The organism is Yoonia sp. 2307UL14-13 (assembly GCF_037572755.1).
Lineage (GTDB): Bacteria > Pseudomonadota > Alphaproteobacteria > Rhodobacterales > Rhodobacteraceae > Yoonia.
The window spans coordinates 154616-180907 of sequence record NZ_JBBIFZ010000005.1; the positions used below are offsets into that span (position 1 = coordinate 154616).

A 26292-nucleotide genomic window follows, 5' to 3' on the forward strand; every position below is an offset into this window, starting at 1 on the left:
TTCGGTCATGAATCCCTTTTGAAAAACGGGCCTGACGCCCCTTGCAGCATTGTAGCGGCGTGTGTATCTCAAATTCATGAAGCAAATTTTCGACATGGATGATCGCGCTCGCCTGCCTTGGCGGTTTTATGGTGCGACGTGCACGATCCCTGCGCGGGCCTAGCGCCTGCTTCCGTACGCTTGCATTACCTACATTTTGACAAAACGGGAGAGGACCGATGTCCCCCAAGACGCTCTATGATAAAATCTGGGATGCCCATGTGGCGCATGAGGCCGACGATGGCACATGCTTGCTGTATATCGACCGGCATCTCGTCCACGAGGTGACCTCTCCGCAGGCATTTGAAGGCCTGCGCATGGCGGGCCGCAAGGTCCGCGCTCCGGAAAAGACGATTGCCGTTCCTGATCATAATGTGCCCACCACCGCGGGTCGAGAAGACCCCAAGAACATGACCGAGGACAGCGCGATTCAGGTCGCGGCTCTTGATCAGAATGCCAAGGAGTTCGGCATTCACTACTATCCCGTCACCGACGTTCGTCAGGGTATTGTGCATATCGTTGGGCCCGAGCAGGGCTGGACCTTGCCTGGTATGACTGTCGTCTGTGGCGACAGCCATACCGCTACCCACGGCGCCTTTGGCGCCTTGGCCCACGGGATCGGCACGTCAGAGGTCGAGCATGTGCTGGCCACCCAGACCTTGATCCAGAAAAAATCCAAAAACATGAAGGTCGAGATCACCGGCAAACTGCGCCCCGGTGTGACGGCAAAGGACATCACCCTGTCGATCATCGGCGAAACCGGAACCGCTGGTGGAACGGGTTATGTGATCGAGTATTGCGGCGAAGCTATTCGCGACTTGTCGATGGAAGGCCGTATGACAGTTTGTAACATGGCTATCGAAGGGGGTGCGCGGGCTGGTTTGATTGCGCCCGACGAGAAGACTTTTGAATACTGCAAGGGGCGTCCTCACGCGCCGAAAGGCGCCGCATGGGAGGCGGCGGAAGCCTATTGGCGGACTCTCTATACCGATGAAGGCGCGCACTTCGACAAGGTCGTGACATTGAAAGGTGAAGACATAGCGCCAGTCGTGACATGGGGCACATCGCCCGAAGACGTGCTGCCGATCACGGCCATGATCCCCGCTGCCGACGATTTCGAAGGCGGCAAGGTCGGCGCGGCCCAGCGTTCGCTTGACTACATGGATTTGAAACCGGGCACGCCTTTGTCGGACATCCAGATCGACACGGTTTTTATCGGGTCCTGCACCAATGGCCGCATTGAAGACCTTCGCGCAGCGGCGGCGATTCTGAAGGGCAAAAAAATCCGCGTAAAACGTGCGATGGTCGTGCCGGGCTCTGGCCTGGTCCGTGCTCAGGCCGAGGAAGAGGGTTTGGCGGACATCTTCAAAGAGGCGGGGTTCGAATGGCGACTTGCCGGTTGTTCAATGTGCCTGGCGATGAACCCCGACCAGTTGGCCCCAGGCGAGCGCTGCGCGGCCACATCCAACCGTAACTTCGAAGGCCGTCAGGGCCGGGGCGGACGCACGCACCTGATGTCACCCCAAATGGCAGCGGCAGCGGCGATCACGGGGCGGCTGACGGATGTGCGGGAGATCATGTAACCTCCCAACATATTATGGCGAATAATGAATTTACCCAAAGCGGATGGCTGCCTGAGAGGACCGTAGTCGAACATCAACTGACAAGATGTGGCTCGTCTGCCGGAATGTCCGAGTTCAATTTTGAACGTCAAGCTGATGTTGCGGCATGGCGACGGTCCAAATCACCTGATCCGAAACGCCCGCTTGATGTCGTCCAGCGCATCGCGCTGTTTGTCGTTCAATCCGTCGTCGGGCAGCACCGCTTTGACAAGCCCCATCAATGGATCAAAGCCGCTTGGGTCGATCTTGCAGAGTTTCCTGCTTATCCTGCTGATCGCAGCGTCAGGCCCGCCGCATTCGCTCATGAACCAACGTCCAAGCACCATCATTTCCTCGGCGTCGATCTTGCTGACGTCGAGAACGGACTGGGATTGCACGACCATTGCATTTCGTTGTTCTTGGGTCGGCAGGTCGTTCAGTTCAAGAAAGCTCAGCGCGATGGCGCTGATGGCGAGGTTTGGGTCTTCGATGCTTTCGACCGGGTGCAGGTTGGTGCGGCGCTTAAAGCCGAAGCGACGTGCGGCGAGCCGGACGTCGTTGGCCATATCAACGACATCCGTGGCAATGTCGGCCGCGTTGCGGGCGCGAATGACCAAAAAGTAAAATGCAGTGGCGGCCCCGATCAGGGCGAGAATAATAGGCATCGAAACATATCCATATCTGTTACGGCGGCAGGCTATGACCATGCAGATCAACAGACAATGACAACAAAATGGCGCAGGATCGGAATTCGTACGATGCGTGCCCCTCACAACACCGCACTGGCGGCCTAAGAAAGGATCGAAAATGGACAAGTTTACGAAACTCAGCGGCGTTGCAGCGCCCTTGCCTCTTGTAAATATCGACACAGATATGATCATCCCCAAACAATTCCTGAAAACGATCAAACGCTCGGGTTTGGGCGTGAACCTATTCGATGAGATGCGCTATGATGAAAATGGCGAGGAGATCGCGGATTTCGTCTTGAACAAACCGCAATATCGCGAAGCGCAGATTCTGGTGGCGGGTGACAATTTCGGCTGCGGTTCGTCACGCGAACACGCGCCTTGGGCGATAAAGGATTTCGGTATCAGCTGCATCATCGCGCCAAGCTATGCCGACATCTTTTACAATAATTGTTTCAAGAATGGGATCCTACCCATTGCTCTTCCGCAGGATCAGGTCGACGTGCTGATGAATGACGCAGAGAAGGGGGCGAATGCCCGGATCGAGGTGGACCTGGAAGCGCAGACCATCACGTCCTCGGATGGTCATGTGTTCAGTTTCGACGTTGATGCTTTCAAAAAACACTGCCTACTGAATGGGCTCGACGATATTGGGCTGACGATGGAAAAAGCGGCTGCGATCGATGCCTTTGAAGCGGAAGCGACGACCGTGCGCCCCTGGCTTTGACGAGATTGTGATTATGAGCCCAAGATAGCAAACCACAACGGGCTTTTTGACTGCCGAAAAAACGTCTTGCTGACGTTGCGCCTGCCAACCGCTAACCTGTTCTTTTTTATGGTTAATCATGGTATGGTACCGCGAAAGTAGTATAGTTGATGTGTCTTGGCGCGTTGATCAACGCATACGCCAAACGTTGTTTCTCAAATCATTTGGACAACGCGGATACCTGCCTTAAGTTGTCATAGGGTGGTCGGTTTTACATGACGCGGTTTCGCGGTGTCATCAAAGCCGTTTATTTATAGTTTGGAACTTTGGTCATAAGTATCGACCAGCGACCGAAAAGGGTACGAAGTCAGTTGCTATTCCGCCTGCCAGGAGCATTTGCACGCGCTGCGCTTGTCATATTGCTGATCGCGCTTCCATCTTTGATGCTTGCGGGCGGAACGGTGGATGGACGGCAGGTTGTGACGCTGGTCGCTATCTTTGCGGCTTTGTTCACTATCGTGGAATACAGCGCAAGCAGCCCCAGCCTGGTCGAGTTCCGAGATGCACCACCGTTCAATCGCGTTCGCTTTTGCGCACTTTTCGCGACCGTTTTTTCTCTTTCGATCATTTTTCGTGGTTACGAAAATCCGTCAGGCTTTACCGGACTTTTCCAAGACAGTGGTGCGCATGTCGGAGCAGCCTTGGATTTCCCGTTATCTCCCGTGCGTCTGATGATGACCATGATGTCCGAGCAGACAAGCCCACAGACCCTGATCGCACTGCGGGATACCGCGGGTCTTGCCTATACGATTTCAATCCTGTCGATCGTGTGGTTCGTCCTACTTCTCAGATTGCAACAATGGCCCCGTCGTGGTGGGGCGTTCAATGTATGGGTCAATCTGCCGACCTTTGATCCAACGGCGGGCGGCGATGTAGTTCGACGCTTGCAGCGTGATGCGCAATTTAATGTTCTATTAGGTATTTTGCTGCCCTTCTTGATTCCGGTGGTCGTGAAGTTCGCCGCATGGCTCGGTGCGCCGATTGTGCTGAACGACCCGCAAACGATGATTTGGACGGTGACGGCATGGGCTTTTCTTCCTGCGGGGATCGTGATGCGCGGGATCGCGTTGAACCGGGTGGCGAAGATGATCCGTCAGCAACGGCAACGCGCTTACGAAAAGGCTGCGGCGAACGGATATTTGCCAGCATAATCCTTGCCATTGTTCCCCTATGTACAACGGCTGATCCGATCCGTGTCGCCACTTATGCGGCACCGCTGAGCCGGGATGGTCCGGGCCTTTTGTTTCGAGACATTTCCCGTTTGGACGATCCACAGATTTCTGCGGTGCGCATTGTGATAGATCAGGCCGCGCCCGATGTCCTTTTATTGACGGACTTCGACTACGATCTGGATGGCGCGGCGCTTGGGGCGTTTGCCGATCTTTTCGACGGCGACTATCCCTACCGTTTCGCTGCACAGCCCAATAGCGGCGTGCAAACGGATCTCGACCTCGACCAAAATGGTCGCACCGGAGAGCCACGTGACGCATTGGGGTATGGTCGGTTCGCAGGGGATGGCGGGCTGGCGATTCTGTCGCGTTATCCCATCGGAGAAGTCGATGATTTGTCGGATATGCTGTGGCGTGACCTACCCGGAGCCACAATGCCCGCGGGCTATTACGCCGATGAGGTCATTGACATCCTCAGGCTGTCGTCGACAGCCCATTGGATCGTTCCCATTGATGGCCCGGATGGCCGATTTCATTTGCTGGCCTTTGGTGCGACTCCTCCTGTATTCGACGGACCCGAGGACAGGAATGGACTGCGCAACCGCGATGAGCTGCGGATGTGGGAGTGGGTTTTGGATGGCGGCAATGGCACTGTACCAAGCCATTTTCTGATCGCGGGGAACGCTAATCTGGATGCCGCCGCCGGAAATGGGATGAATGACGCGATGGCTGCGTTTCTGAGCGATCCAAGATTGCAGGACCCATTGGTTGACCAGCCGAATGCGGATTGGTCGGATCGTGGTCCTGGCAAGCTGCGGGTCAGCTATGTGCTGCCCGCAGCGACTTGGGATGTGGTTGATGCCGGTACGTTTTGGCCGACGCCGGAAGACCGGTCATTCAGCGGGGATCACCTGCCCGCCGGACCGCATCATCTTGTTTGGGTCGATATCGTCCGGTAGCCCACTTAGCATGACCGTTTCCAAATCTGTTGGAACAAAGTCGGGCAAAAGTCGGCGGAATGTCCGATCGCCGATTTGATGCGGCATGTCGTAAAGATAGCGCATTTCGCCCATTTCACGAGCCAATTCCCAAAACGGAGATAGCAACTTCATCATCCACCATGGAAATCCGACGATCCGGACGTCGCGCTGTGTGTGGTTTGCGATCAAGGCCCGCAAATGGGTCGTGGTAAAGCTATGCCCGGGAAACGGAATGTCCGAGAAAGTGGGTAAGTCCCAACGCTTTTCAGCCAATGCCAATGCCGCCCGCGCCCAGTCGGGCATGTAGGCGTAAGCCTGTATTGCATCGGGATCGCCCAGCGTTGTCAGCTTGTCCTTTCCGATATCGCGCAGGAGTGCCGCTTTCATCAGGTCGTCGTCGCAGTACGGATCGATAAAGTTCCCAGCGCGCAGCACGATCGTCCGGACGCCGGATGATTTGTACTCTTGCTCCATCGCGACACGGATTTTGCCCTTGCGGGTGTTGGGGACTTGCGGCGTATCTTCATCCAGAAGGCCCGGCTTGTTGCCGTAGTTGTAGATGTTGCCTGGGATGATGACAGTTGCCCCGGATGCCTTGGCCGCAGCGATGACCTCGGTGGTGATCTGTGGGATGATCTGACCCCAGTTGTGATAGTTGGGCGGGTTCAAGCCGTTGACGATGACATCGACACCCTCTGCCGCGGCAACCATATCCGTGCCCCGCTTGTAGCTTCGAACCGTCCACCCGGCATTCCAGAATGCGTCTACGGCATGTCGCCCGACCTTGCCATTGCCGCCGAGGATAAGAACTGTTTGTTGCATCGGATCGCTCCCGCCTATGTGATGTTCGGCAATCTCACCTATTCATTCCAACATTGGAATTGCCGAAATTTGCAGATCATATATTCACCTATGAATGGACAAAACACTCACATCATTGGACTGGTCGCTGATACAAGCCTTTTTGGCGGTTGCAGAAACGGGCAGTCTGTCGGGCGCAGCACGGCACATAGGCACCAGCCAGCCGACACTGGGTCGCCAAATCCGAACCATCGAAGAAGAGCTGGGCGCGGAGCTGTTTCATCGCCGTCCGCGGGGCCTTGCCTTGACCGAGACAGGCGCCGCTTTGGTCGATCCGGCAAAGGCGATGCGCGACGCCGCCCGCCAGATCACGCTATCGGCGGCGGGTCAGCAGGCCCGATTGGAAGGCACGGTTCGGATCACGGCCAGTGTCGCGACAGCGGCGATGCATCTTCCTACCATCATCTCATCCATTCGCGAGGCCGAACCGGCGATCGCGGTCGAACTGGTTCCAAGCGATGACAGTCGCAACCTGCTATATCGCGAGGCCGATATCGCGGTACGCATGTACCGACCGACGCAACTGGACCTCGTGACGCAACATATCGGCGAATTGGGGCTCGGCGTGTATGCCGCTAAGACTTATCTCGAAAAAAGAGGCCGGCCTGCGAACGTGGATGATATTCATAAGCATGACTTCGTGGGCTACGATGCCAATCCGTCGATCATCGACGGTTTCAACGCAGCGGGGATCGCCGTTGATCGCAGCTTTTTCAAGGTGCGGTGTGACGATAACATCGCCTATTGGGAATTGGTCCGTGCTGGTTGTGGCATCGGTTTTGCACAAACCAGTATCGGTCGCAGCGATCCGTTGGTGGAAGAACTGCATTTCGGCATTCCCTTACCGACATTGCCGATCTGGTTAACCGCGCATGAAGCCATGCGACAGACTCCACGAATTCGCCGAGTTTGGGATTTGCTGGCTGCGGGGCTGAAACCGCTCGTGGCTTGAACATTGCACGGCGCCGGGCTAGTCGGTTTCCGACCACGAACGCTAAGGAGTTTCACGATGTCCAATCCATCCCTCTTGATCCTTGCCGGTGACGGCATCGGTCCCGAAGTCATGGCCGAGGTCAAGCGGATCATCGATTGGTTCGGGGACAAACGCGATCTGGTTTTCGATGTTTCCGAGGACTTGGTCGGTGGTGCCGCATATGATGCGCATGGCGTACCGCTGCATGACGACACGATGGCCAAAGCGCAAGAGGTCGATGCAGTGTTGCTGGGGGCCGTCGGTGGGCCGAAATACGACGATCTTGATTTCAGTGTGAAACCTGAACGCGGCCTGTTGCGCCTGCGTAAAGAGATGGATTTGTTCGCCAATCTGCGGCCCGCGCAGTGTTTCGATGCCTTGGCGGACTTCTCATCCTTGAAGCATGATGTGGTTTCGGGTCTCGACATCATGATCGTCCGCGAATTGACCTCGGGCGTTTACTTTGGCGAACCGCGCGGCATCCATACCGAAGACAACATGCGTGTCGGCATCAACACGCAACGCTATACCGAGGCCGAGATTGAACGGGTCGCGCGGGCGGCCTTTGAGCTTGCCAAAAAGCGATCGGGCAAGGTTTGTTCGATGGAAAAGGCCAACGTCATGGAAAGCGGTATTCTTTGGCGTGATGTGGTGAATGAGGTTCATCAGGCCGATTACAAAGATGTCGCGCTGAGCCACATGTATGCGGACAACGGCGCGATGCAGCTTGTGCGTGCGCCGAAACAGTTCGATGTCATTCTAACCGACAATCTGTTTGGTGATATCCTGTCCGATTGCGCCGCGATGCTGACCGGGTCGCTGGGCATGCTGCCCTCGGCTTCGCTTGGGCTGCCGATGGGCAATGGCCGGCCGAAAGCGATGTACGAACCTGTTCACGGCTCTGCACCCGATATCTCGGGGCAGGGCAAAGCAAACCCGATTGCCTGTATTCTGAGTTTCGCCATGGCGCTGCGCTATTCCTTCGATCAGGGGGCAGAAGCCGATCGTTTGGAAACGGCAATCGAGAAAGTGCTGGCGGATGGCGCGCGGACCGGCGATCTGATGGGACCGGAAGGTGGGACCCCGCTTAGCACCGCAGAAATGGGTGACGCCATTCTGGACGCACTGAACGCCAGCTAAAGGACACGGTTCAAGCGAAGTCGGCCTTCCCAAACCAGAGGGCGTTGACGCCTCGTTGTTCCTTTGTCAGGTAAATGACGACGGATAAGGGGCAATACGATGTCATCGAATGTACGCGGTGCGCTGCTGGCGCTGATCGCTTTCGCGATTTTTTCGACCCACGATGTCTTTGTGAAAACGCTAGGGGCGTCGTATTCGCCCTTCCAGATCGTCTTTTTCAGCGTTTTGCTAAGCTTTCCGCTAGCTACGATCATGCTGATGCGTGATGCCAAGCCCGGCACGCTGGTTCCGGTTCATCCATGGTGGATGGCGCTGCGCACGGTTGCAGCGGTGATCACAGGCGTTTCGGTTTTTTACGCTTTCTCGGTCCTGCCGCTTGCCCAGACCTACGCGATCCTTTTCGCTTCACCACTATTGATCACGGTCCTTGCGATCCCCGTTCTGGGTGAACGGGTCCGCTTGCGCCGATGGATGGCCGTGTTGGTTGGGCTGGTGGGTGTCCTGGTCGTCCTGCGGCCCGGACAGACCGAATTTTCATTGGGTCATCTGGCGGCGATCGCGGCAGCCATCGGAGGGTCGGTTGCGTCGATCGTGGTGCGGAAAATCGGAGCGGAAGAGCGGCCCGTCGTCATTTTGCTTTATCCGATGGTGGTGAACTTTCTTGTCATGGCGGTGGCCCTACCCTTCGTTTACAAACCTTTGCCGATCGAACATCTGGGAATGCTGGCAGTGATCGCGGTTTTTGCCTGGATCGGCAGCCGTTTGGTCGTCGCGGCCTATCAGGCAGGTGAGGCCGCGATCATTGCACCTATGCAGTACAGCCAGATTATCTGGGCCGCGATCTTTGGGATGGTTTTCTTTGACGAGATCATCGATCGCCCCACCATCGTCGGGGCGGCCATCATCATCGCCAGCGGTGTCTACATCGTCCTTCGCGAAAGCAGGAGCGATGTGTCGGAAAACACCCCTGTTCTCCGTACGCGATCCCGATCGGAAACCGGTACGACGCCGCGTGTCAGTCTGAGCATGCGTATGGCAGGGGTAGTGCCGCCGCGAAGGCCGAAACCATCCGACGGTTAGCGACTGCATTTCTTCGGAGCCTTGAAAAAGCGGTCGTTGGATCATTGTGTAGCAAACCGAATGTGATCTGTGGCCCTTGGTCGTTTTCCTCCCACAAAGCGGGAAACTAGCCGGTTCCGCCAGCTACATCAGCGCTACCGGCATCGGGATTTCCGGATCGTTTTGACGCTCTATCGCTTATTGCAAACCCCTCCTCCGCCTTTGAGAACCTATAGGCAATAGAAATTGGCGGACGCGCCCCAACGCGCGCCGCGAATTGCTCAATCGACTCGGATAAGTGGTTGTTGCAAGCCTACCATTGGGCGGTTTTCAGCTGCGTAAAAGCCTGTGCCGTCTACATGCTTTCCCCCCATGAACAGCATATTGGGCGTATCTTCCCGGACATATAAGAAATCGTGGTCAATGACATAATCGCTGCCCTCGATGAATTTCAGCAAAGCACAGGGCTGTCCCAGAATGTCCCGGCGCACGTCAACTTCGAAGGGACCGACACCACATGCACCTTGCGGTAATCTGTTCAGTTCATCAGCCATTGGCTGTGCAAGAACAGTCAATTCCAGTTGATCGTTCAGCAGATAATCCTGCGACCATGCCCCCGCGACGGCGGGGTTGGCATCGTGCCATATGATCTCGCCCGCAAAGTCATAGGCGATGGCTGGCATGCTGCAGGCCGGGTCGGCGTAGACGGTGATGTTCGCGGCAAAGCCACCATCCGCATCATAGGTAAAATCACGCACCAAATAACTGGGTGTCGGAGCGAGACTCGGATCAGAGGCGTTTTGCTGCGGTCGCATTTCGCAGGTGATCGACGTCCATTCGCCGATGATCCGGTCTTGTAGACCTGCGAGGCTGGTATCCTGGGCAGTGGTCGGGCTGGCCAGCAGACAAAGGGCAGGAAGGATAGATAAGCGCATCGTAATCTCCTTATGCTTGACGATGCTCTCTAACCTGCTCATAGATATGTTTATGGCAACTAGTCAGGATTTTATGAGGTAGTCATGAAAACGGAACTAATGTTGCCACATAAGGATAAAGACTGCCCCGTCACGCATTGCCTGTCGGTTGTCGGCGGTAAGTGGAAACCGCTTTTGCTATTCTGCATCACCAACGGCGTGGACAGATTCGGGGCCATGCAACGTGCGATTCCGGCCATCACCAAACAAATGCTGACCCAACAACTGCGCGAATTGGAAGCCGACGGCCTGATTTCCCGCACCGTCTTCCCCCAGGTGCCGCCGCGTGTAGATTACGCGCTGACAGAACGCGGGCGGACGATCCTGCCGGTGATCGGTGCAATGCGGGATTGGGGCGTTCAGGATCTTAAAAATCCGGTTTAACACCTGGTAAATCCAGTGCCTTGATCAATTCACGCAATTCCTGCCGGGCGGCAAGGTTCGACATGCTCAGGCTTGTCACCCCGATATCCCGGAGATCCAATAGCGTCAGTCCACGCGGGAAAAGTTCGCGGAACACCACCCGCTCGGAAAACCCGGGGGCTGGGCGAAACCCGATCCGTTTGGCGAGTTTCTTGATTGCGCGCTGCATCTTTTCTTTGTTGATCATCGCCGTCGTACCCAGCCGGTTGCGGACGACGACCCAATCAATGGGGCTCATCCCTGCCTCTGATCGCATCTGGCGGGCGTTCCAGACCATTTCGGAATAAACTGAAGGTCCGATGATCTCTTCGCCTTCTCCATCCACATGGGCCAGCAGGTCGAAATCGACGAAACTGTCATTCAGCGGCGTGATCAGTGTGTCTGACATCGCATGTGCCAACTGACTTAGGCGCGTATGTGACCCCGGACAGTCGACGAGAATGAAGTCACAAACATCATGCATTGTCTCGATAACCCGGCCCAACGCCACATCCTGCTTGTTTTGACCCGGGGCCAGCTGGTCTGCTGCGATATCAGGCAGTTCATGATATTCGGGAGTTGGCAGGTCCAGACCAGTCCTTGCCAAATATGTCTGTCTGTTCGCAATATATCGGCCCAGCGTTTTCTGCCGCAAATCCAGATCAAGTGTACCGATCTTGTGGCCCATACGTGCCAAGGCCGTCGCCACGTGCATCGAAACCGTCGATTTGCCCGCGCCACCCTTTTCGTTGCCAACGACAATGATATGCGCCACGTCGGTGTTCCTTAATGCGATCCCGACGACGCTATAGGGTGTCGATCTTGGGGATGGAAGGCGCAGCTTTGGAAAACACTGTGATGTCTTTACAGAAATGGGCAGCCGAGACATTTTGCCCGCATGAAAGATACCGAAAACGACCGGGCTATTGCGATTGTCAGAGGCGGCGCGGCCCATTCTGATATCGGCATGCCGCTTCGTCTTGCAGCGGACGGTATTTCGGATGCCGCATGGATGTCAGGAGACAGATCAGATTTCCCGGCGGCGGGCGTTCTGCGGGATGGTCAGATCTTCGCATTTGTAGAAGGAATGAAATATGTGACGCTGCGTTTGTCGACGCTACATGCCAAAGCTCTGCTTGAACTGGGCGGCATGAGACATCCAGATTTCTCGAGCGGAAATTGGATCAACATTACGCCCCTGGATCCGAAAATCGATCTTCGTGCCTGGTTGCACAAGGCGCACAACGCCGCGAAACACTTATGGTGACCTTGACATGTGATGGGATAGGCCTCATTTGCCACCCAACCGATGCAAGCTGCCGCGTGAGCAGCGCGGGACGGTAAAGTCATCCGCAAGGCATCGACCAAACCAGGTTCCCAACATCACGCGAGGGTTCCGCGCTGGCCATTGATCCAGCGCTACCTTGCAACCGCCCAGCGATGACTGGGCCAATATCATGTGGGCGTCTGGCCCACAGAAAGTGGATATCCATAATGGATTTTGACATGCTGGGCCTTGCGCCCCGAATAACGAAAACTTTGAAGACACAGGGTATTACTGACCCGACCCCGATCCAAAAACAGGCGATTCCGCATGCCATGAACGGCCGCGATGTGATGGGGCTGGCACAAACCGGGACGGGCAAAACCGCCGCGTTTGGTTTGCCGATGATCCATGCGCTACTGAAAGCGGGGGTCAAACCACAGGCCAAGACCGCGCGTGGTTTGATCCTTGCCCCAACGCGCGAACTGGCCAAGCAAATCTCCGAAAACCTCACGGCATATACGAAAGGCAGCCATCTGAAAGTTGCCTTGGTCGTTGGTGGAGCGGGGATCGTCGGTCAGACTAAACGGCTTGCGGGCGGTGTGGACCTTCTCGTCGCAACACCCGGTCGTCTCATCGACTTGTTGGATCGTCGTGCCGTGCGGTTGGATCAAACGATCTACCTGGTCCTCGATGAGGCCGACCAGATGCTGGACATGGGATTCATCCATGCCCTGCGACAGATCGCGCCGCTGTTGGCGAAAGATCGGCAAACGATGATGTTTTCCGCCACGATGCCGAAATTGATGAACGAACTGGCGCAAACCTATCTGAGTGATCCGGTCCGTGTGCAGGTGAACCCGCCGGGACAGGCCGCCCGTAAGATCAACCAGAGTGTCCATTTTGTCGCTCAGGCCGCCAAACTCGACCTGTTGGTCGAACTGCTCGATGCTCACCGCGACGACCGCGCCATCGTTTTTGGCCGAACCAAACACGGTTGCGAGAAGCTATCCAAGGTGCTGGAAAAGAAAGGCTTCGCCGCTGACTCGATCCACGGTAACAAATCGCAAGGTCAACGGGATCGGGCATTGAGGGCCTTCAAAGCAGGCGACGTTCGGGTTCTGGTCGCGACCGACGTGGCCGCAAGGGGTATCGACATTCCCGACGTTCGGTTCGTCTACAATTATGACCTTCCGAATGTGGCCGAGAATTACGTTCACCGGATCGGCCGTACAGCGCGGGCAGGGGCGGATGGATCCGCGGTGGCGCTCGTCGCACCTGACGAGATGATCGAACTTCAAGACATCGAAAAGGCGATGAAAGAGACCATTGCAACGTCCTCTGGGCGCCGGTGGGAAGTACAGCCGGGCCAGAAGAAGCGGCCCAATGGCGGTCAGCGGCGTGGCGGACCACGTCAAGGTCAGCCCGGCGATCAACGTCCTGCTGGAAAACCCGGCGGCGGACGCCGTCGTAACAGGTCACGTGGTAAGGCTTCGGCTTAGCGCAAAGCGGTCTCGGATTTCATCCGGAACCGCGTTTCTACCAACGGTGACTTTGATCAGACCATTTCAGCTTAAGCAAAGCAAAACGCCGCTCTGACAAGAGCGGCGTTTCGAAAAACAGTAGGGTGGGTGAAGCCCATCTGCGTGGGTCTTAGAAGCCAAGACCTGCATATTTGTTTTTGAACTTCGATACGCGGCCGCCAGCATCCATCAGGCGGGTGCCACCACCGGTCCATGCCGGGTGGACCGAAGGGTCAATATCAAGCGACATCTGATCGCCTTCCTTGCCCCACGTGGATTTCATCTGAACCACAGTGCCATCGGTCATCTTGACGTCGATGATGTGATAATCGGGGTGAATATCTTTTTTCATGTCTGACGTCCTTATGCTTCGGCGCCCTTGGGGGCCTTGTAGTTGGTGACTTCTGCGATCCGCGCGGATTTACCACGGCGCGAGCGGAGATAGTACAGCTTTGCACGACGCACGCGACCACGGCGGACCACTGTGATGTTGTCGATGTTGGTGGAATGCAGCGGGAACACACGTTCCACGCCCTCACCAAAGGAAATCTTGCGAACGGTGAACGATCCTGCGATCCCGCTGCCGTTCTTGCGGGCGATGCAGACGCCCTCGTAGTTTTGCACACGTGTCCGTGTACCTTCGGTTACCTTGTAACCGACGCGGATGGTGTCACCCGCTTTGAAGTCGGGGATGTCTTTCCCCAGCGCAGCAACCTGCTCCGCTTCGAGTTGTGCGATCAAGTCCATTGATCCGCTCCTATCTATAAGCACGGGTTTTCCCGCAACGTGTTTTCGTGCCGTCAGAGCTGCGCGTCGTTTCCGGGTTCAGTCATGCTGCCCGCCGCAGATACCGTCATCATTTCTTTCTTGTGATCATCCGGCCTGTGCGGGGGTGAATGCGGCAACGAAGCAGCGACCCGTATTCCGACGGTTCCATAGATCAAAGCCCGGAATCGGTTACCCGATCCCGAGGATGCCGCTGTCTAAGGTCTGGCTCGGTTCAGATCAAGGGAAATGTGGCCGGTCGTGATAGGCCCGGTCACCGACTTTGAGGCTCAGGACTCCGTCGATCCTGCACTGAACATCAAGCGGAACGTCACAGGGGATGTCCGTGTGATTTGATCAAGCCCGGCCAGCTCTTTCAACATATCGATCCCTTCATTGATCTCCAGCTCATCAGTGCTGATGAACATCATGCTATTGGTGGTAACCATGACATTTTCTTCATCGGTGCGCATTACGAACACGTCCATGTATACCGGGGCCTCCACCCCTAAGAACGCCACATCACCTTCAATCTCGGTCACCGTGCTTTCACCGACCGCAAGACTGTCAAGGGCCGCCATATCGACCTGCGCTTTCAATGTCGCGTTCGGGGCTGCCTTGAACACATGTTCGATCATGCGTTCATTGCGAATATCGATATTGGTCTCGACACTGTTCAGGTCGATCTCAACCGTCGCGGCGCCGTCTTTGCTGACCGAGCCTGTCAATCCGGTAAAGGTATGCGCCTCACCGGTAACATTGCCTTTGACGGATCCGAAGCTCACGACGGATTGATCGCCATTCAGCACCCAGCCGCCCGCATGGCCATCGGCCCACGCGCCCGAGCCCAGGCCGATCACAATCGCCGCAGTGGCCAGTTTGAAATTGCGCATATCTTTCTCCTCCCATAGGTACAAAAACGCCCCGCCATGATCAGCGGTTGCTAAATGAACACCCGGGGAGGAGAACTTATTCGCTGGTTGCGCAAAAAATCTGCGCGGGCTGTCGTGGCCGACGGGCTGCCGGACCTCTATCCGCGGCTGTGGCGGTTTTGTCTGGTCCTGACGCGCGACCGGAATATGGCCGACGATCTGGCGCAAATGACCTGCGAACGCGCGTTGGCAAAGGCAGACAAGTTCATGCCCGGCACTGATCTTGATCGCTGGCTGTTCACGATCGCAAGACGGCTGTGGCTGAACGATATCCGGGCGGCCAAGGTGCGGCAGGGCGCGGGGCTGGTGGCGATCGAGGACAGCGACCTTGCCGATGAAAAACCAACAGCCGAGGCGAATATTTTCGCCCGTGAGGTGTTTGATCTGGTGCAAACCTTGCCAGAGGCTCAACGGCTGACGGTATTGCTGGTCTACGTCGAAGGGCATTCCTATCGCGATGCGGCTGCGATATTGGAGATTCCGGTGGGCACAGTGATGAGCAGATTGGCGAGCGCGCGCAAGGCGATCAGCGCCGCCGCGGCAAGAACGGGACTTGATGGATGAGCAAAGAAAATAGGCCCGTCACAGACGAAGACCTGACCGCCTATCTTGATGGCGCGGCTGACGATGCGTTGTCGACCCGGATCGCCGCAGCGTTGGAAACCGATCCAGAGCTTGCCATGCGTCATCAGGCGTTGACGATTGATCTTGATATCCTGCGATCCGCATATGATTTTGATAGTCTTAGGTCGCCTGCGCCCCCGGAAAACTTGGCGGCGATCAAGACGTCACTTTGGAAGATACCCGCAGCACTCGCCGCGACGTTCGCGCTGGGCATGGTCGCGATGGCCTTGCTGCGCCCCGCACCCGATTGGGTTGATACCGTGGCGTCTTATCAGGCGCTTTATGTGACCGAGACACTCAGTGGGCCGACCCAGCCCACGCAAAAGTCAGCAGCCGTTCTGGGACAGGCAAAAGAGATGCTGGGCGTTGATTTGGGCGCGGCAATCGATATCAACGGACTGACCTTCAAGCGCGCGCAGATCCTGGCAATCGACGGACAGCCCCTGATCCAGATTGCCTATCTGGATGACGATGGTGTGCCCTTCGCCTTTTGCATCACTGCTGCCAGTGCTGGGGGCGACATGCGGCAAGTCATGTCGCATGATCTCGCCACGCAAAGCTGGGTCGACAACGGGATCGGTTACGTATTGGTCGGCGGTACGGATCTGAACAGGGTTGGCATACTTTCCGCACAATTCCGCGGGCTGCTTTAGTCGTCGATATAGTCCGCCCACAAATCAGGCCGTACTTCCCGGGTGAGCTTTTCGGACATATCATGCCGCCAATCAGCGATCTTGGCATGATTGCCCGACAGTAAGACTTCGGGGATCGCATGCCCTTGCCATTCGGCCGGTCGAGTGTATTGAGGGTGTTCCAGCAGTCCGTTGGAAAAACTCTCTTTTTCCGCGCTCGCTGAATTACCTAGCACACCGGGTAACAATCGGACCGTAGCGTCGATCATCGCCTGTGCGGCAATCTCTCCACCGGTCATCACAAAATCCCCGAGAGAGAGCTCCTGAATAGCAAAGTGCTGCAGCACCCGCTCATCTACCCCCTCAAAGCGGCCACAAAGCAACGTCACGCCATCAGCCCGTGCCCAGCTCCGGGCCATGGCCTGATCGAACCGCGCACCACGCGGCGATAGATAGGCCAACGGCATAATCCCTTTTGCGTTGGCCTGCGCCTCTTCAATCGCAGCGGCCAACACATCAGCCCGCAACACCATCCCGGCACCACCGCCTGCCGGTGTGTCATCGACGTTGCGATGCTTGCCGATGCCATGCGAACGCAGGTCGTAGGTCTGCAACTGCCAAAGGCCGTCCTGCAAGGCCCTGCCTGTCAGGCTCTCGCCCAGCACACCCGGAAAGGCTTGCGGAAACAGTGTGATAATCTGCGCCGTCCAGGACCCGTCCAGGTCGGGCGCATCCGTGATTAACTCGCGCGGTTGCAGGGTAGGGCGCATCGACAGGCGGCCATGGGATTTGGTTGGTTTCGACATGCGCTGCGTCTAGTCATTTTCTGCAGTGAAACCAAGTGCAGCACCGTCCCGGACTTGGTCCGGGACCTCAACCGTACCTAAAACAAACCCTCTGGCGGGTCCGCAATGATCCGGCCCACGTGCAGATCAATGGTTGGCACTGCGGTCTGCGTGAACGGCAAAAGCACCGTATCCGACTGCCCGGGCACCGCCACCTCCAGCAAATCGCCAGCCCCGTGATCCAGCACATTGCGTATGGTGCCAAGGGTCTGACCGCCTGTATCCAGCACGGTCATTCCGATCAGGTCGGCATAGTAGTATTCATCATCCGGCAGCGTCGGCATCATAGCGCGATCTGCGTACAGGGACGTGTTGCGCAAAGCGTCGGCGTCTTCTTTCGTGATCACACCGTCCAGACGGGCAGTGAAACCATTTTTCAACTGCCCGGTCAAAACGACCTGCGCAAAGCGACGGCCGTCTTCCGTATGCAAGGGGGTATAGTCGGCAATCGCCTCGGGCGCTGCACAAAAGGATTTCAGCCGCACCTCACCATGCACCCCAAAGGCGCCGCCGATACTGCCGACGATGACGCGATCACTCATTCAGGTCCACTCCGACGCAAATGTTGTCGATCCAAAGCCCACCCCCGACGTTGCACGCCGTTTCCGCATTGCTGCGTTCATAAAGCACTCCTGCAATAAATGCGAAGGCGGTGAAGATGATCAAACGCAGAAGACGAAACATAGATTACGGGCCGATGCCCGGCGCGAAACCGGGCATCAACTGGCTTACTCTTCAGCAGCGGCTTCTTCTGCAGGAGCTTCCTCTGCAGGAGCGTTTGCAGCTTCTTCGGCAGCTTTCGCCTTTTCAGCCTTTTCCTCGGCACGGGCCTGTGCGGCCTTGCCAGGTGTACCTTTCTTGGGGTTGCTGCGGTCTTTCTTGGGCAGCTCACCGGCCGCTTCCAGCATACGGGATACGCGGTCGGTCGGCTGTGCACCTTCGTCCAACCAGTACTTCACCCGGTCCATGTTCATCTTCACGCGGTCTTCGCTGTCTTTCGGCAGCATCGGGTTATAGGTGCCCAGTTTCTCGATGAAACGGCCATCGCGCGGCATACGGCTGTCAGCAGCCACAATCGCGTAAAACGGACGTTTCTTTGAGCCGCCACGGGCCAAACGGATTTTCATAGCCATCAGATTTTCTCCTTAAAGATGGGTTTGAGGGGGATACCCTCAGGATTGGTGTTGTTTGTGGTGTTGGATGACTTCCTGAATGATGAAGTTCAGGAATTTCTTGGCGAATTCCGGGTCAAGATCGGCCCGGTTCGCAAGATCGGTAAGCCGCGCGATCTGCGTTTCTTCACGCGCGGGGTCGGACGGGGGCAGGGCATGTTCCGCCTTCAGGCGGCCCACGGCCTGCGTATGCTTGAACCGCTCGCCCAATGTGTAGACGAGTATGGCATCAAGCCGGTCAATGCTTTCGCGATGACCTTTGAGAATTTCGGCGGCACGGGTGACGGGATCAGTCATCCTGCGTCTCCTTCCTGAGAATAACAGTAAACAGCAACGTGCGTGCCCATCGGATGCGTGCCGGTTTCGGTCGCGCCTAGCTTCTGCGCCACACGGACAGAGGCGTCATTGCCGTCTGCGATGTAACTGACGAATTGATCGCCATAGATTTCGCGGCACAGTGGCAAAAGGGCGCGCGCCGCTTCGGTCGCGTAACCTTGTCCCTCGGCCTCTTCGGTCAAAAGCCAGCCCAGTTCAGGGTCCGGATCGCCGAATTCATGGCCCAGCAACACAAGACCAAGAACCTTATCTTGTTTGTCGCAGATGGTGAAAGCGCCATGCCCGCGCAGTACCCAGCCAGCGACTAATTGGTTGAAGTCTAACCATGCATCTTCAGCCGACATGGGCCCGCCGATATGGACAGCCCGTTCCGTCGTGAAAATAGGTTCCAGTACGGCCCAATCGGTAATGCGGGGCAGGCGAAGGACCAACCGTGCGGTCTCAATGACCGGTACAGTCGCGGTCAAAGCGGTGACCTGACTGGCCCCACCGCTCGGTGCTTTCTCCCAAGGCCTCATGCCGCACCCCGCATATGCCGCAGAACAACGGTATCATCGCCATCGCCATCGCCATCGGCCTTTGCCGCGTGCGGGTCACAGGCGCCGCCCAGCTTCTCCGCGACCCGGATCGAGGCCGCATTATCGACATGCACATAGCTGACGATCGTCTCTAAATCGGTCGTAGCGAATGTGTGGTTCAAAATGGTGCGCCCGGCCTCCGTCGCCAGACCTTGCCCCGCAAATCCATCATAAAAGTGCCAGCCACATTCAGGCTCGGGAAAATGCGGTGGATGGGTCAGCCCAACCGCCCCGGCCAATGCTCCCTCCATCTCAACGGCGAGCGTGCCAAAGCCGTAAAGCGCCCATGTTGAGGCATCATTGGTAAACCAAGTCCACGCCTTATCGCGGTCAATCGGCCCGCCCATATATTTGGCGCGATCACTTGCCATGAACGCGGCATAGGTGTCGAAATCGCTCCGATGATAGGGACGCAAGGTTAGCCGCTTCGTATGTAAGGTCGGGATCATGCCAGATCCTCCGGTGACGGATGACGCCAGATATGCATCAGGCCCAATGTCTCATGCTGATAGGTCTCACCATCCGTGCAACCCATCCGCCGCCCTAGCGCGACCGAGCGTTCATTGGCCGGCTCGATCAGACTGATCGCGGTAGTCCAGCCAAGCGTATTGTATGCATAATCTCGGGCTGCCAGTGCCGCCTCATAAGCAACGCCGCGACCCTCTGCATTTTCAAAAACCGACCATGCGATCTCTGGCTCGGGCCAATCCTCGGGATAGTACAGCCCGACAATGCCCAAGGGCTCATCCGTCTTATGATCCGCGACCATCCAGCGGCCATAGCCGCGCAAGGTCCAGTGACCGATGATCTCGGCCAGCTGGTTAAAGGCCTGCGCGCGTGTGAACGGGCCGCCAAGCAGCTTGGCACGGTCCGACCCCCGAAAAGCGGCGTAAGCCTCGAAATCATCCCAACGGGGGGCACGCATCGTCAGGTGCTCGGTGTGAAGAACGGGGATCATGCGGCCACCTTTGGGTGACGATAGACCAGCGTTTCCGGCGTCGGACCCATGGCACCCTGATCCAGATCCGCCCCGAGCTTTTCAGCTAAGCGGACTGACCTTTTATTGTCGGGCCAGATATAGCTGACCGCCGTGTCCCATCCGAGCACATCAAAAGCATGCTCAAGGCTGCCGCGGACAGCCTCAGTCGCGATGCCCCTGCCTTCGTGGGCAGCAGACAGCATCATCCAGCCAATCTCTTTCTCGGGCCAGTGCGGCGGATGCCACGGGCCGACAAGACCGATGATCATGTCATCATCGCGCAAGGTGACAGCCCAAAGCCCCGCGCCATAGATCTGCCAGTGCCCCAGTTCCGCGGCAAAGGCCTTCCACGTCGCGCCCAGATCGCCACTACTGCCAAAATAGCGCGCGCGGTCCGACATCATGAAGTCACGATAAATCGGCCAGTCATCCGGTGTCGGTTGGCGCAAGATCAGGCGTTCGGTCTGCAATACGCTCATGCTGCGACCCCCGGATGCCGATAGATCGTCACGCTCGGCGCGTCATCATCGGTCTTTTCACCGTCGGGCACGCAGCCAAGTTTTTCGGCTAGCCGAATTGACCGCGTATTTTCCGGGGCGATCAGCGACATGAGCGGGCCGAGGCTAAGCGTCCGATAGGCATAGTCACGCACCGCCAAAACCCCTTCGCGCGCCAACCCCTGACCTTCAAAATCGGCATAGACGGCCCAGGCCAGTTCCGGCTCTTGCAGATCGATCGGATGGCGCAACTGTACACGGCCAACCGGGGCACCTGTCGCCGTCTCGGTCATGAAAAACGCACCATAACCACGCGCGATCCACTGACCCAGGCCCTGCATGCAGCTATCCCATGCATCCCGCGGATCATCGGTGGGACCACCCATATAGACCGATCGATCAGTTTCGCAAAACGCACGAAACGCCTCGTACTGCGCCATGGTGAACGGGCCGAGGGTCAAACGGTCGGTGGTCAGGAGCGGGATCATCCAATCGCCTCCGCCGCTTGCTTCACCGCGCGGGGGTCGTCATGCGACAGATGCCGGAAAAAGATGACGTTTTCCCCGTCCACCACATCGCGCCGGTCTTCCATCGCACCCAAGCGAGACGCCAGACGCATCGATCGCAGGTTATCCGGCGAAATGAGAGATATCAGTCGCTCCAACCCCAGCGATCGCCCAGCCCATTCGCGCACCGCGCAAGCCGCCTCGAACGCATAGGATTTGCCCTCGAACCCGTTGAACATATGCCAGGCCAGTTCCGGCTGGGGCCATTCGATGTGGTTGATGATGCCAACACGACCCGCCGCGACACCTGTCGCTTTTTCGGTGACGGTAAAAAAGCCGTAACCATGCCACTGCCAATGTCCGATACCCGCCAGAAACCCGCGCCACGCATCGCGCTCAGTGCCCTTGCCGCCCACGACCTCCATCCGCTCGGAACGTGTCATCCACGCGGTAAAGGCCGCGAGGTCGCGTTTCTCTGGGCCGCGCAGCACAAGGCGCGCTGTGGTCAGGGTGGGGGCCGGCGTCATGGCTTACTTCTTCTTCCCAAACACCGACAGGCCAGGCGGCAACTGCATCCCGCCACCGCCAAGGCCGGGCAGACCGCCCGGCATCTTGCCTTGCAGCGCCTTCGCCGCTTCTTCCATCGCCTTTGGGTCGTTCATGTCGGGCATGCCGCCGCCCTTGCCGAACATGCCTTTCATCGCCTGTTTCAGCATGCCGCCTTTGCCCATCTTCTTCATCATGGCGGCCATCTGTTTGTGCTGTTTCACAAGGCGGTTGAGTTCGGAGACTTCGAGACCGGCACCCTTGGCGATACGCTTTTTACGGGAAGCAGCCAGCAAATCTGGGTTTGCGCGCTCTTTCTTGGTCATCGAATTGATCAGCGCGATCTGGCGTTTCAGGATCCCGTCGTCAAAGCCCGCCTGATCCATTTGTTTGGCCATCTTCTGGGCACCGGGCATCATGCCCATCATCCCTTCCATGCCGCCCATCTTCATCATTTGCTCAAGCTGCATTTTCAGGTCGTTCATGTTGAACCGGCCCTTCTGGAACCGGCGCATCATCTTTTCGGCCTGCTCGGCCTCGATGGTTTCCTGCGCCTTCTCGACAAGAGCCACGATGTCGCCCATGCCCAGAATACGGCCGGCGATCCGTTCCGGCTCGAACGTCTCAATCGCGTCCATCTTTTCGCCAAGGCCGATAAAGCGAATGGGCTTGCCGGTGATCGCCCGCATGGACAGGGCCGCACCGCCACGCCCGTCACCGTCCATCCTGGTCAGGACAACGCCGGTCACACCGATCTTGTCATCGAATTCCTGCGCGACATTCACCGCGTCCTGACCGGTCAGACCATCGACAACCAGCAGCGTCTCGCGCGGGTTGGCCACATCACGCACTTCGGCGGCCTGCGCAATCAACTCCTGATCGATATGTAAGCGCCCGGCCGTATCCAACATGTAGACATCATAGCCGCCCAAAGAGGCCTGCGTCTTCGCCCGTTTAGCAATCTGCACAGGTGTCTCACCCGGCACGATCGGCAGTGTGTCCACACCGATCTGACCACCGAGGATCGCCAACTGCTTCATCGCAGCGGGACGGTTGGTGTCAAGCGACGCCATCAGCACGCGCTTGCCGTCACGATCCTTCAGGCGCTTGGCCAGTTTCGCCGTCGTCGTCGTCTTACCCGACCCCTGCAGACCCACCATCAGGATCGGCGCAGGCGGATTGTCGATTTTTAGCGCACCCGGATCATCATCGCCCGTCAGCACATGCTTCAGCTCGTCATGGACGATCTTGACGACCTGCTGGCCCGGTGTGATCGACTTTGTCACCGCCTGACCGGTGGCCTTTTCCTGCACCGCTTTCACAAAATCCCGCGCCACGGGCAGCGATACATCGGCTTCCAGCAGTGCGACCCGCACCTCGCGCAGTGCAGTTTTGACGTCGTCTTCAGACAGGGCACCTTGCTTGGTGAGCCGGTCAAAAACACCGGACAGGCGTTCGGAGAGATTTTCAAACATCGGCCAAGGCCCTCACGTCGTTTCGGTCACCTTGCCAATATAAGAAGGCAAAGCAAAAAGCAGTAGCGCCCCCGTGGGCGCGACGCGCTGACGAGGGGCGATCCCTAAATTCAGGGACCGGAAAGCTGACGCAATCCGGATTTCGAGATGCATTTACGCCTGCGGTCAGGACGAGTCAACATCCATGGCTAGCCAGATGTTTATGGCTTCCATGGCGCGGTGCGCGCTGCGCCCGCCGGAGTAGACCGGTGTAACCGGATGCCGTCCAACATCCATTCCGCCGCTCAGCACCAGCGCGACACGATGCGTCTTGCCACCTTTGCTGCCGTAATGGGCCTGTACCATAGCGCGCTCCAGATTTTGCAATTCATGACGCACGCGCTTGCGGCCTAAAAATGTCGAATGGTGCATCTCGACCAGATTGCGGGTACGGTCGAGGATCACCTCGTCCCGGCGGATAAAGGCGATCAAAAAGATACCTAGGAAAGCCGGGATGCCCAGAAGACCCCAAAACGCCCCTTCGCGATCCCCTTCGAAAAACGACTGCATACCAAAGCCGATCACGGCCAAAAGAAAGATAGACAGCAGCGCTGCCATGAACCACGGCACTGACCGCAGGATCAGCTGCTCCGGGGTATTGCGGATGATCTTCATGGCGGTGCAGCTAGGCGGAAAGGGTTAACGGATCAACCTTTGGAACTGGTCCCGATAAATCCACACGACGCTACTGGTGCCAGCAATCAACACAAACATATGCCAGTAAGGCGGCCCGACCCAAATCAGCAGCGCCGAAAGCCCGATGCAGATTGTGGTCAGTAACAACATCCCGGCAAACCCTTCGGCCCCGCGCACCCAAAGCAATATGGCACCCAGCACCTCGACCGACCCAGTGATGTATCGCGGAAACTGGCCAAAGCCGATAGCCTCATAAATACCGATATCCACATGGTATCCGATCAGCTTGCGGATGCCGAAATAAAGAAATGCTACCGTCAGCGCGGTTTTTAGCAAGGTGATGGCGTTGATCATTCGTCAAATTTAGACCGTTTCCCGCGAAGTCACCCCCCGAAGGAACCGCCCGATTTCGGCCACCGATGCATCCGCCTCGGGCGACCGCCCGACGTTCAGGTGCCACACATGGATCAGGCCCTTGCTCATCTGCAGATCGACCTGCACACCCTGTGCCTGCAATGCCGCCGCCATCGCGCGACTGTCGTCAGCCAACATCTCGGTCTCGTCAGCTTGGATCAGACAGGGTGGTGCACCGTCGAACTGTCCGAGCACCGGTGATACCTCCGGATTCATAGGATCGGCGCTGCCCATATAGGCCGTGCAACCGCGGCGGGCCCAACTTGTCGGCACCAGATGATCCGTGCGGCGATTGGTGGTCAACGACTTCGCTCTCATCCGCAAATCGACAACGGGCGACATTGCTGCAACCGCGGCAGGGCGGGGCAGGTCGCGGGTGCAGATGCGGTGCAGCAGCGCGAAAACCAGATTGCCGCCGGCACTGTCACCCACTAGCGAAATCGGTCCAGCCGCCGGGTCGGTGCACAGCGCGAGATATGCTGTCGTCGCCTGATCAAGCGCCGCTGGAAACGGATATTCCGGCGCGCGATCATAGTGCAGAAAGTAGGCGCGTTGACGCGCTGCCTGCCCAAGCCGCGCGACCAAATGTCGATACATCCGCAGGTCACCGATCATAAAGGCGCCGCCATGCAGATAGAGCATCGTGCCATCGGCCGGTTCTGGCCCCACATGGCATATTGTGGCGCGGACAGTATGACCTTGATGCGTCAGATCCTGATTGGTCAATCTCATGCCCTGGGGTGTCTTGAACGTGATGACCGCGTTCAGATATGCGATCCACCTTGCCAGCGGCTGATGTGTAACCGCCGCCAGTGTCGGTTTCTGGACCATGCTTGCATAGATGTTCCAAAATTTTTGCTGCACCGAAATCATAGGCGCACATTCGCACGCAGCGCGATGCGGTCAAGGGGCGTCTGGTCATCTTGGAAACGGGTGATAATTTGGCGCTCTGCCATGCCAAAAGGAGACAGGTCCGATGTCCCCACGCGACCCTGATGAAAATGGTTGGGCGCATTCGGCCCCAGCATGGATCTCCCGCAGTGCCGAAGGAGCAGACTTCGCGCGCCGCCATGTGCTCGACCGACCGATGATGGCACGGGTCCGGCAGGCCGCACCCCGCAACGCGCTTGATATCGGCTGTGGCGAAGGGCGGTTCTGCCGTATGATGGCCGACATCGGAATCGCGACAACCGGCCTGGATCCCGTCGCGGCGATGATCGATGCGGCAAAGACCGCGCAACCGGACGGTACGTTCGTCGAAGGCTTTGCCGAGGCGTTGCCCTTCGAAGACGCTTCGTTCGATCTGGTCGTCAGCTACCTGTCGTTGATCGACATCGATGACGCAAATAGCGCGATCGCGGAGATGGCGCGGGTGCTGCGCCCCGCCGGTCGGATACTTGTGGCGAACCTGTCCAGTTTTGCCACCTCCAGCGCCATCGCCGGGCGCAAAACCTGCAAGGATACAGGTGAAGAAATACGTCCGCTTGGCAGGTATTTGCAGCATGGCAAGATCTGGTTCGAATGGGATGGCCTGCGCGTTCGGAACTGGCACCGTCCACTCTCGACATATCTGGGTGCATTTCTGGAACATGGCCTGACACTCACCTGTTTCGACGAACCACAGCCGCATGATTGTACCCAAACCGAATACGCCAAATATCAGGCGATGCCGTATTTGATGATGATGGAATGGCAAAACATCACATCTGGGTGAAAGGGACTGCGCTGTGCCGTTAGCTGCGCAGAGACGTTCGGGATTTCGGCGACTAGTCGCCATTTATGGGCGCGGCCGCCGAAAATGTACTGGCTTACATTCTTGCTGATTTAAACATCCCCAGACCGAACAGTGAGGTTCGGTCGTTGACACCACATATGCATG

35 protein-coding genes are annotated in these 26292 nt (G+C 57.4%); 13 read left to right on the plus strand and 22 right to left on the minus strand.

Features of this window, described 5'->3' with window-relative positions; genetic code table 11:
* The first annotated feature begins 218 nt into the window (after window positions 1-218).
* Complete coding sequence (leuC, locus tag V8J85_RS13900) at window positions 219-1622, plus strand: 3-isopropylmalate dehydratase large subunit (RefSeq protein WP_339954353.1); 1404 nt, start codon at window positions 219-221, stop codon at window positions 1620-1622.
* 161 nt (window positions 1623-1783) lie between these two features.
* Here the strand turns inward: leuC and V8J85_RS13905 are convergent, their stop codons facing one another.
* Window positions 1784-2305, minus strand: coding sequence for a hypothetical protein (locus V8J85_RS13905; protein ID WP_339954354.1), 522 nt, complete (start codon window positions 2303-2305; stop codon window positions 1784-1786).
* Between the two features lie 142 nt (window positions 2306-2447).
* Between V8J85_RS13905 and leuD the strand changes: the two genes are divergently transcribed.
* The 3 genes from leuD to V8J85_RS13920 all read left to right on the plus strand — a co-directional run bounded on the left by leuD (window position 2448) and on the right by V8J85_RS13920 (window position 5220).
* Entirely contained in the window at window positions 2448-3053 is a 606-nt protein-coding gene (gene leuD, locus V8J85_RS13910) for a 3-isopropylmalate dehydratase small subunit (RefSeq protein ID WP_339954355.1), read from the plus strand.
* 398 nt (window positions 3054-3451) lie between these two features.
* The gene (locus V8J85_RS13915; RefSeq protein ID WP_339954356.1) at window positions 3452-4243 is read left to right on the plus strand and encodes a hypothetical protein; all 792 of its coding nucleotides are present in this window, start codon (window positions 3452-3454) and stop codon (window positions 4241-4243) included.
* A 134-nt stretch (window positions 4244-4377) separates the two neighbouring features.
* The gene (locus V8J85_RS13920; protein WP_339954357.1) at window positions 4378-5220 is read left to right on the plus strand and encodes an endonuclease/exonuclease/phosphatase family protein; all 843 of its coding nucleotides are present in this window, start codon (window positions 4378-4380) and stop codon (window positions 5218-5220) included.
* Here the strand turns inward: V8J85_RS13920 and V8J85_RS13925 are convergent.
* On the minus strand, window positions 5155-6063 hold the full coding sequence (locus V8J85_RS13925; RefSeq protein ID WP_339954358.1) for an epimerase: 909 nt from the start codon (window positions 6061-6063) through the stop codon (window positions 5155-5157). The two genes, V8J85_RS13920 and V8J85_RS13925, sit on opposite strands and share 66 nt — an antisense overlap.
* A 94-nt stretch (window positions 6064-6157) precedes the next feature.
* Between V8J85_RS13925 and V8J85_RS13930 the strand changes: the two genes are divergently transcribed.
* From V8J85_RS13930 to V8J85_RS13940, 3 genes are all read left to right on the plus strand, one after another.
* The gene (locus V8J85_RS13930) at window positions 6158-7054 is read left to right on the plus strand and encodes a LysR family transcriptional regulator (RefSeq protein ID WP_339954359.1); all 897 of its coding nucleotides are present in this window, start codon (window positions 6158-6160) and stop codon (window positions 7052-7054) included.
* 57 nt (window positions 7055-7111) lie between these two features.
* A complete protein-coding gene (leuB, locus tag V8J85_RS13935) occupies window positions 7112-8215 on the plus strand; it encodes a 3-isopropylmalate dehydrogenase (RefSeq protein WP_339954360.1) in 1104 nt (367 codons plus the stop codon).
* 99 nt (window positions 8216-8314) lie between these two features.
* A complete protein-coding gene (locus V8J85_RS13940) occupies window positions 8315-9295 on the plus strand; it encodes a DMT family transporter (RefSeq protein ID WP_339954361.1) in 981 nt (326 codons plus the stop codon).
* 260 nt (window positions 9296-9555) lie between these two features.
* Here the strand turns inward: V8J85_RS13940 and V8J85_RS13945 are convergent, their stop codons facing one another.
* Window positions 9556-10209, minus strand: coding sequence for a hypothetical protein (locus tag V8J85_RS13945; protein WP_339954362.1), 654 nt, complete (start codon window positions 10207-10209; stop codon window positions 9556-9558).
* 84 nt (window positions 10210-10293) lie between these two features.
* Between V8J85_RS13945 and V8J85_RS13950 the strand changes: the two genes are divergently transcribed.
* Window positions 10294-10632 (plus strand): winged helix-turn-helix transcriptional regulator, encoded by a 339-nt coding sequence (locus tag V8J85_RS13950; protein WP_339954363.1) that lies wholly within the window; start codon window positions 10294-10296, stop codon window positions 10630-10632.
* Here the strand turns inward: V8J85_RS13950 and V8J85_RS13955 are convergent.
* On the minus strand, window positions 10616-11425 hold the full coding sequence (locus V8J85_RS13955) for a division plane positioning ATPase MipZ (protein WP_339954364.1): 810 nt from the start codon (window positions 11423-11425) through the stop codon (window positions 10616-10618). The two genes, V8J85_RS13950 and V8J85_RS13955, sit on opposite strands and share 17 nt — an antisense overlap.
* Before the next feature lie 123 nt (window positions 11426-11548).
* Between V8J85_RS13955 and V8J85_RS13960 the strand changes: the two genes are divergently transcribed.
* Window positions 11549-11917, plus strand: coding sequence for a hypothetical protein (locus V8J85_RS13960; RefSeq protein ID WP_339954365.1), 369 nt, complete (start codon window positions 11549-11551; stop codon window positions 11915-11917).
* Between the two features lie 227 nt (window positions 11918-12144).
* Window positions 12145-13416 carry a DEAD/DEAH box helicase gene (locus tag V8J85_RS13965; protein WP_339954366.1) on the plus strand — a complete coding sequence of 424 codons (1272 nt, stop codon included), beginning with the start codon at window positions 12145-12147 and terminating at the stop codon, window positions 13414-13416.
* Window positions 13417-13567: 151 nt separating this feature from the next.
* Here V8J85_RS13965 and rpmE read toward each other — a convergent pair whose 3' ends face one another.
* The 3 genes from rpmE to V8J85_RS13980 form a co-directional block, all read right to left on the minus strand.
* Complete coding sequence (gene rpmE, locus V8J85_RS13970; protein WP_339954367.1) at window positions 13568-13789, minus strand: 50S ribosomal protein L31; 222 nt, start codon at window positions 13787-13789, stop codon at window positions 13568-13570.
* An 11-nt stretch (window positions 13790-13800) separates the two neighbouring features.
* Window positions 13801-14184: a 50S ribosomal protein L19 gene (gene rplS / locus V8J85_RS13975; protein WP_339954368.1), complete on the minus strand. Its 384-nt coding sequence runs from the start codon at window positions 14182-14184 to the stop codon at window positions 13801-13803.
* 308 nt (window positions 14185-14492) lie between these two features.
* A complete protein-coding gene (locus V8J85_RS13980) occupies window positions 14493-15095 on the minus strand; it encodes a YceI family protein (protein WP_339954369.1) in 603 nt (200 codons plus the stop codon).
* An 87-nt stretch (window positions 15096-15182) separates the two neighbouring features.
* On the opposite strand from V8J85_RS13980, the gene V8J85_RS13985 reads away from it, so the two are divergent.
* Window positions 15183-15698 (plus strand): RNA polymerase sigma factor, encoded by a 516-nt coding sequence (locus tag V8J85_RS13985; protein WP_339954370.1) that lies wholly within the window; start codon window positions 15183-15185, stop codon window positions 15696-15698.
* Window positions 15695-16411, plus strand: a complete 717-nt coding sequence (locus V8J85_RS13990) for an anti-sigma factor family protein (protein WP_339954371.1) — start codon at window positions 15695-15697, stop codon at window positions 16409-16411. Before V8J85_RS13985 ends, V8J85_RS13990 begins: the two co-directional genes overlap by 4 nt.
* Here V8J85_RS13990 and trmD read toward each other — a convergent pair.
* From trmD to V8J85_RS14065, 15 genes are all read right to left on the minus strand, one after another.
* Window positions 16408-17196, minus strand: a complete 789-nt coding sequence (gene trmD, locus V8J85_RS13995; protein ID WP_339954372.1) for a tRNA (guanosine(37)-N1)-methyltransferase TrmD — start codon at window positions 17194-17196, stop codon at window positions 16408-16410. The genes V8J85_RS13990 and trmD overlap by 4 nt on opposite strands.
* Window positions 17197-17273: 77 nt before the next feature.
* The gene (gene rimM / locus V8J85_RS14000) at window positions 17274-17777 is read right to left on the minus strand and encodes a ribosome maturation factor RimM (protein ID WP_339954373.1); all 504 of its coding nucleotides are present in this window, start codon (window positions 17775-17777) and stop codon (window positions 17274-17276) included.
* On the minus strand, window positions 17770-17919 hold the full coding sequence (locus V8J85_RS14005; RefSeq protein WP_339954374.1) for a hypothetical protein: 150 nt from the start codon (window positions 17917-17919) through the stop codon (window positions 17770-17772). Before V8J85_RS14005 ends, rimM begins: the two co-directional genes overlap by 8 nt.
* Before the next feature lie 44 nt (window positions 17920-17963).
* Window positions 17964-18368, minus strand: a complete 405-nt coding sequence (gene rpsP / locus V8J85_RS14010; protein WP_339954375.1) for a 30S ribosomal protein S16 — start codon at window positions 18366-18368, stop codon at window positions 17964-17966.
* Window positions 18369-18407: 39 nt separating this feature from the next.
* On the minus strand, window positions 18408-18704 hold the full coding sequence (locus tag V8J85_RS14015; protein WP_339954376.1) for a chorismate mutase: 297 nt from the start codon (window positions 18702-18704) through the stop codon (window positions 18408-18410).
* A complete protein-coding gene (locus V8J85_RS14020) occupies window positions 18701-19261 on the minus strand; it encodes a GNAT family N-acetyltransferase (protein ID WP_339954377.1) in 561 nt (186 codons plus the stop codon). The genes V8J85_RS14015 and V8J85_RS14020 overlap by 4 nt, the downstream gene beginning before the upstream one ends.
* Entirely contained in the window at window positions 19258-19770 is a 513-nt protein-coding gene (locus V8J85_RS14025; RefSeq protein ID WP_339954378.1) for a GNAT family N-acetyltransferase, read from the minus strand. The genes V8J85_RS14020 and V8J85_RS14025 overlap by 4 nt, the downstream gene beginning before the upstream one ends.
* Entirely contained in the window at window positions 19767-20279 is a 513-nt protein-coding gene (locus tag V8J85_RS14030; protein WP_339954379.1) for a GNAT family N-acetyltransferase, read from the minus strand. Before V8J85_RS14030 ends, V8J85_RS14025 begins: the two co-directional genes overlap by 4 nt.
* Entirely contained in the window at window positions 20276-20779 is a 504-nt protein-coding gene (locus V8J85_RS14035) for a GNAT family N-acetyltransferase (protein WP_339954380.1), read from the minus strand. Before V8J85_RS14035 ends, V8J85_RS14030 begins: the two co-directional genes overlap by 4 nt.
* Window positions 20776-21285, minus strand: a complete 510-nt coding sequence (locus V8J85_RS14040; RefSeq protein ID WP_339954381.1) for a GNAT family N-acetyltransferase — start codon at window positions 21283-21285, stop codon at window positions 20776-20778. The genes V8J85_RS14035 and V8J85_RS14040 overlap by 4 nt, the downstream gene beginning before the upstream one ends.
* On the minus strand, window positions 21282-21830 hold the full coding sequence (locus tag V8J85_RS14045) for a GNAT family N-acetyltransferase (protein ID WP_339954382.1): 549 nt from the start codon (window positions 21828-21830) through the stop codon (window positions 21282-21284). Before V8J85_RS14045 ends, V8J85_RS14040 begins: the two co-directional genes overlap by 4 nt.
* Window positions 21831-21833: 3 nt before the next feature.
* Window positions 21834-23324 (minus strand): signal recognition particle protein, encoded by a 1491-nt coding sequence (gene ffh / locus V8J85_RS14050; protein ID WP_339954383.1) that lies wholly within the window; start codon window positions 23322-23324, stop codon window positions 21834-21836.
* A 165-nt stretch (window positions 23325-23489) separates the two neighbouring features.
* The gene (locus tag V8J85_RS14055) at window positions 23490-23978 is read right to left on the minus strand and encodes a hypothetical protein (RefSeq protein WP_339954384.1); all 489 of its coding nucleotides are present in this window, start codon (window positions 23976-23978) and stop codon (window positions 23490-23492) included.
* A 24-nt stretch (window positions 23979-24002) separates the two neighbouring features.
* Window positions 24003-24353, minus strand: coding sequence for a hypothetical protein (locus tag V8J85_RS14060; protein ID WP_339954385.1), 351 nt, complete (start codon window positions 24351-24353; stop codon window positions 24003-24005).
* Window positions 24354-24362: 9 nt separating this feature from the next.
* The gene (locus V8J85_RS14065) at window positions 24363-25244 is read right to left on the minus strand and encodes an alpha/beta hydrolase (protein ID WP_339954386.1); all 882 of its coding nucleotides are present in this window, start codon (window positions 25242-25244) and stop codon (window positions 24363-24365) included.
* Window positions 25245-25389: 145 nt separating this feature from the next.
* On the opposite strand from V8J85_RS14065, the gene V8J85_RS14070 reads away from it, so the two are divergent.
* Window positions 25390-26127 carry a class I SAM-dependent methyltransferase gene (locus V8J85_RS14070; protein ID WP_339954387.1) on the plus strand — a complete coding sequence of 246 codons (738 nt, stop codon included), beginning with the start codon at window positions 25390-25392 and terminating at the stop codon, window positions 26125-26127.
* Window positions 26128-26292 lie beyond the last annotated feature (165 nt).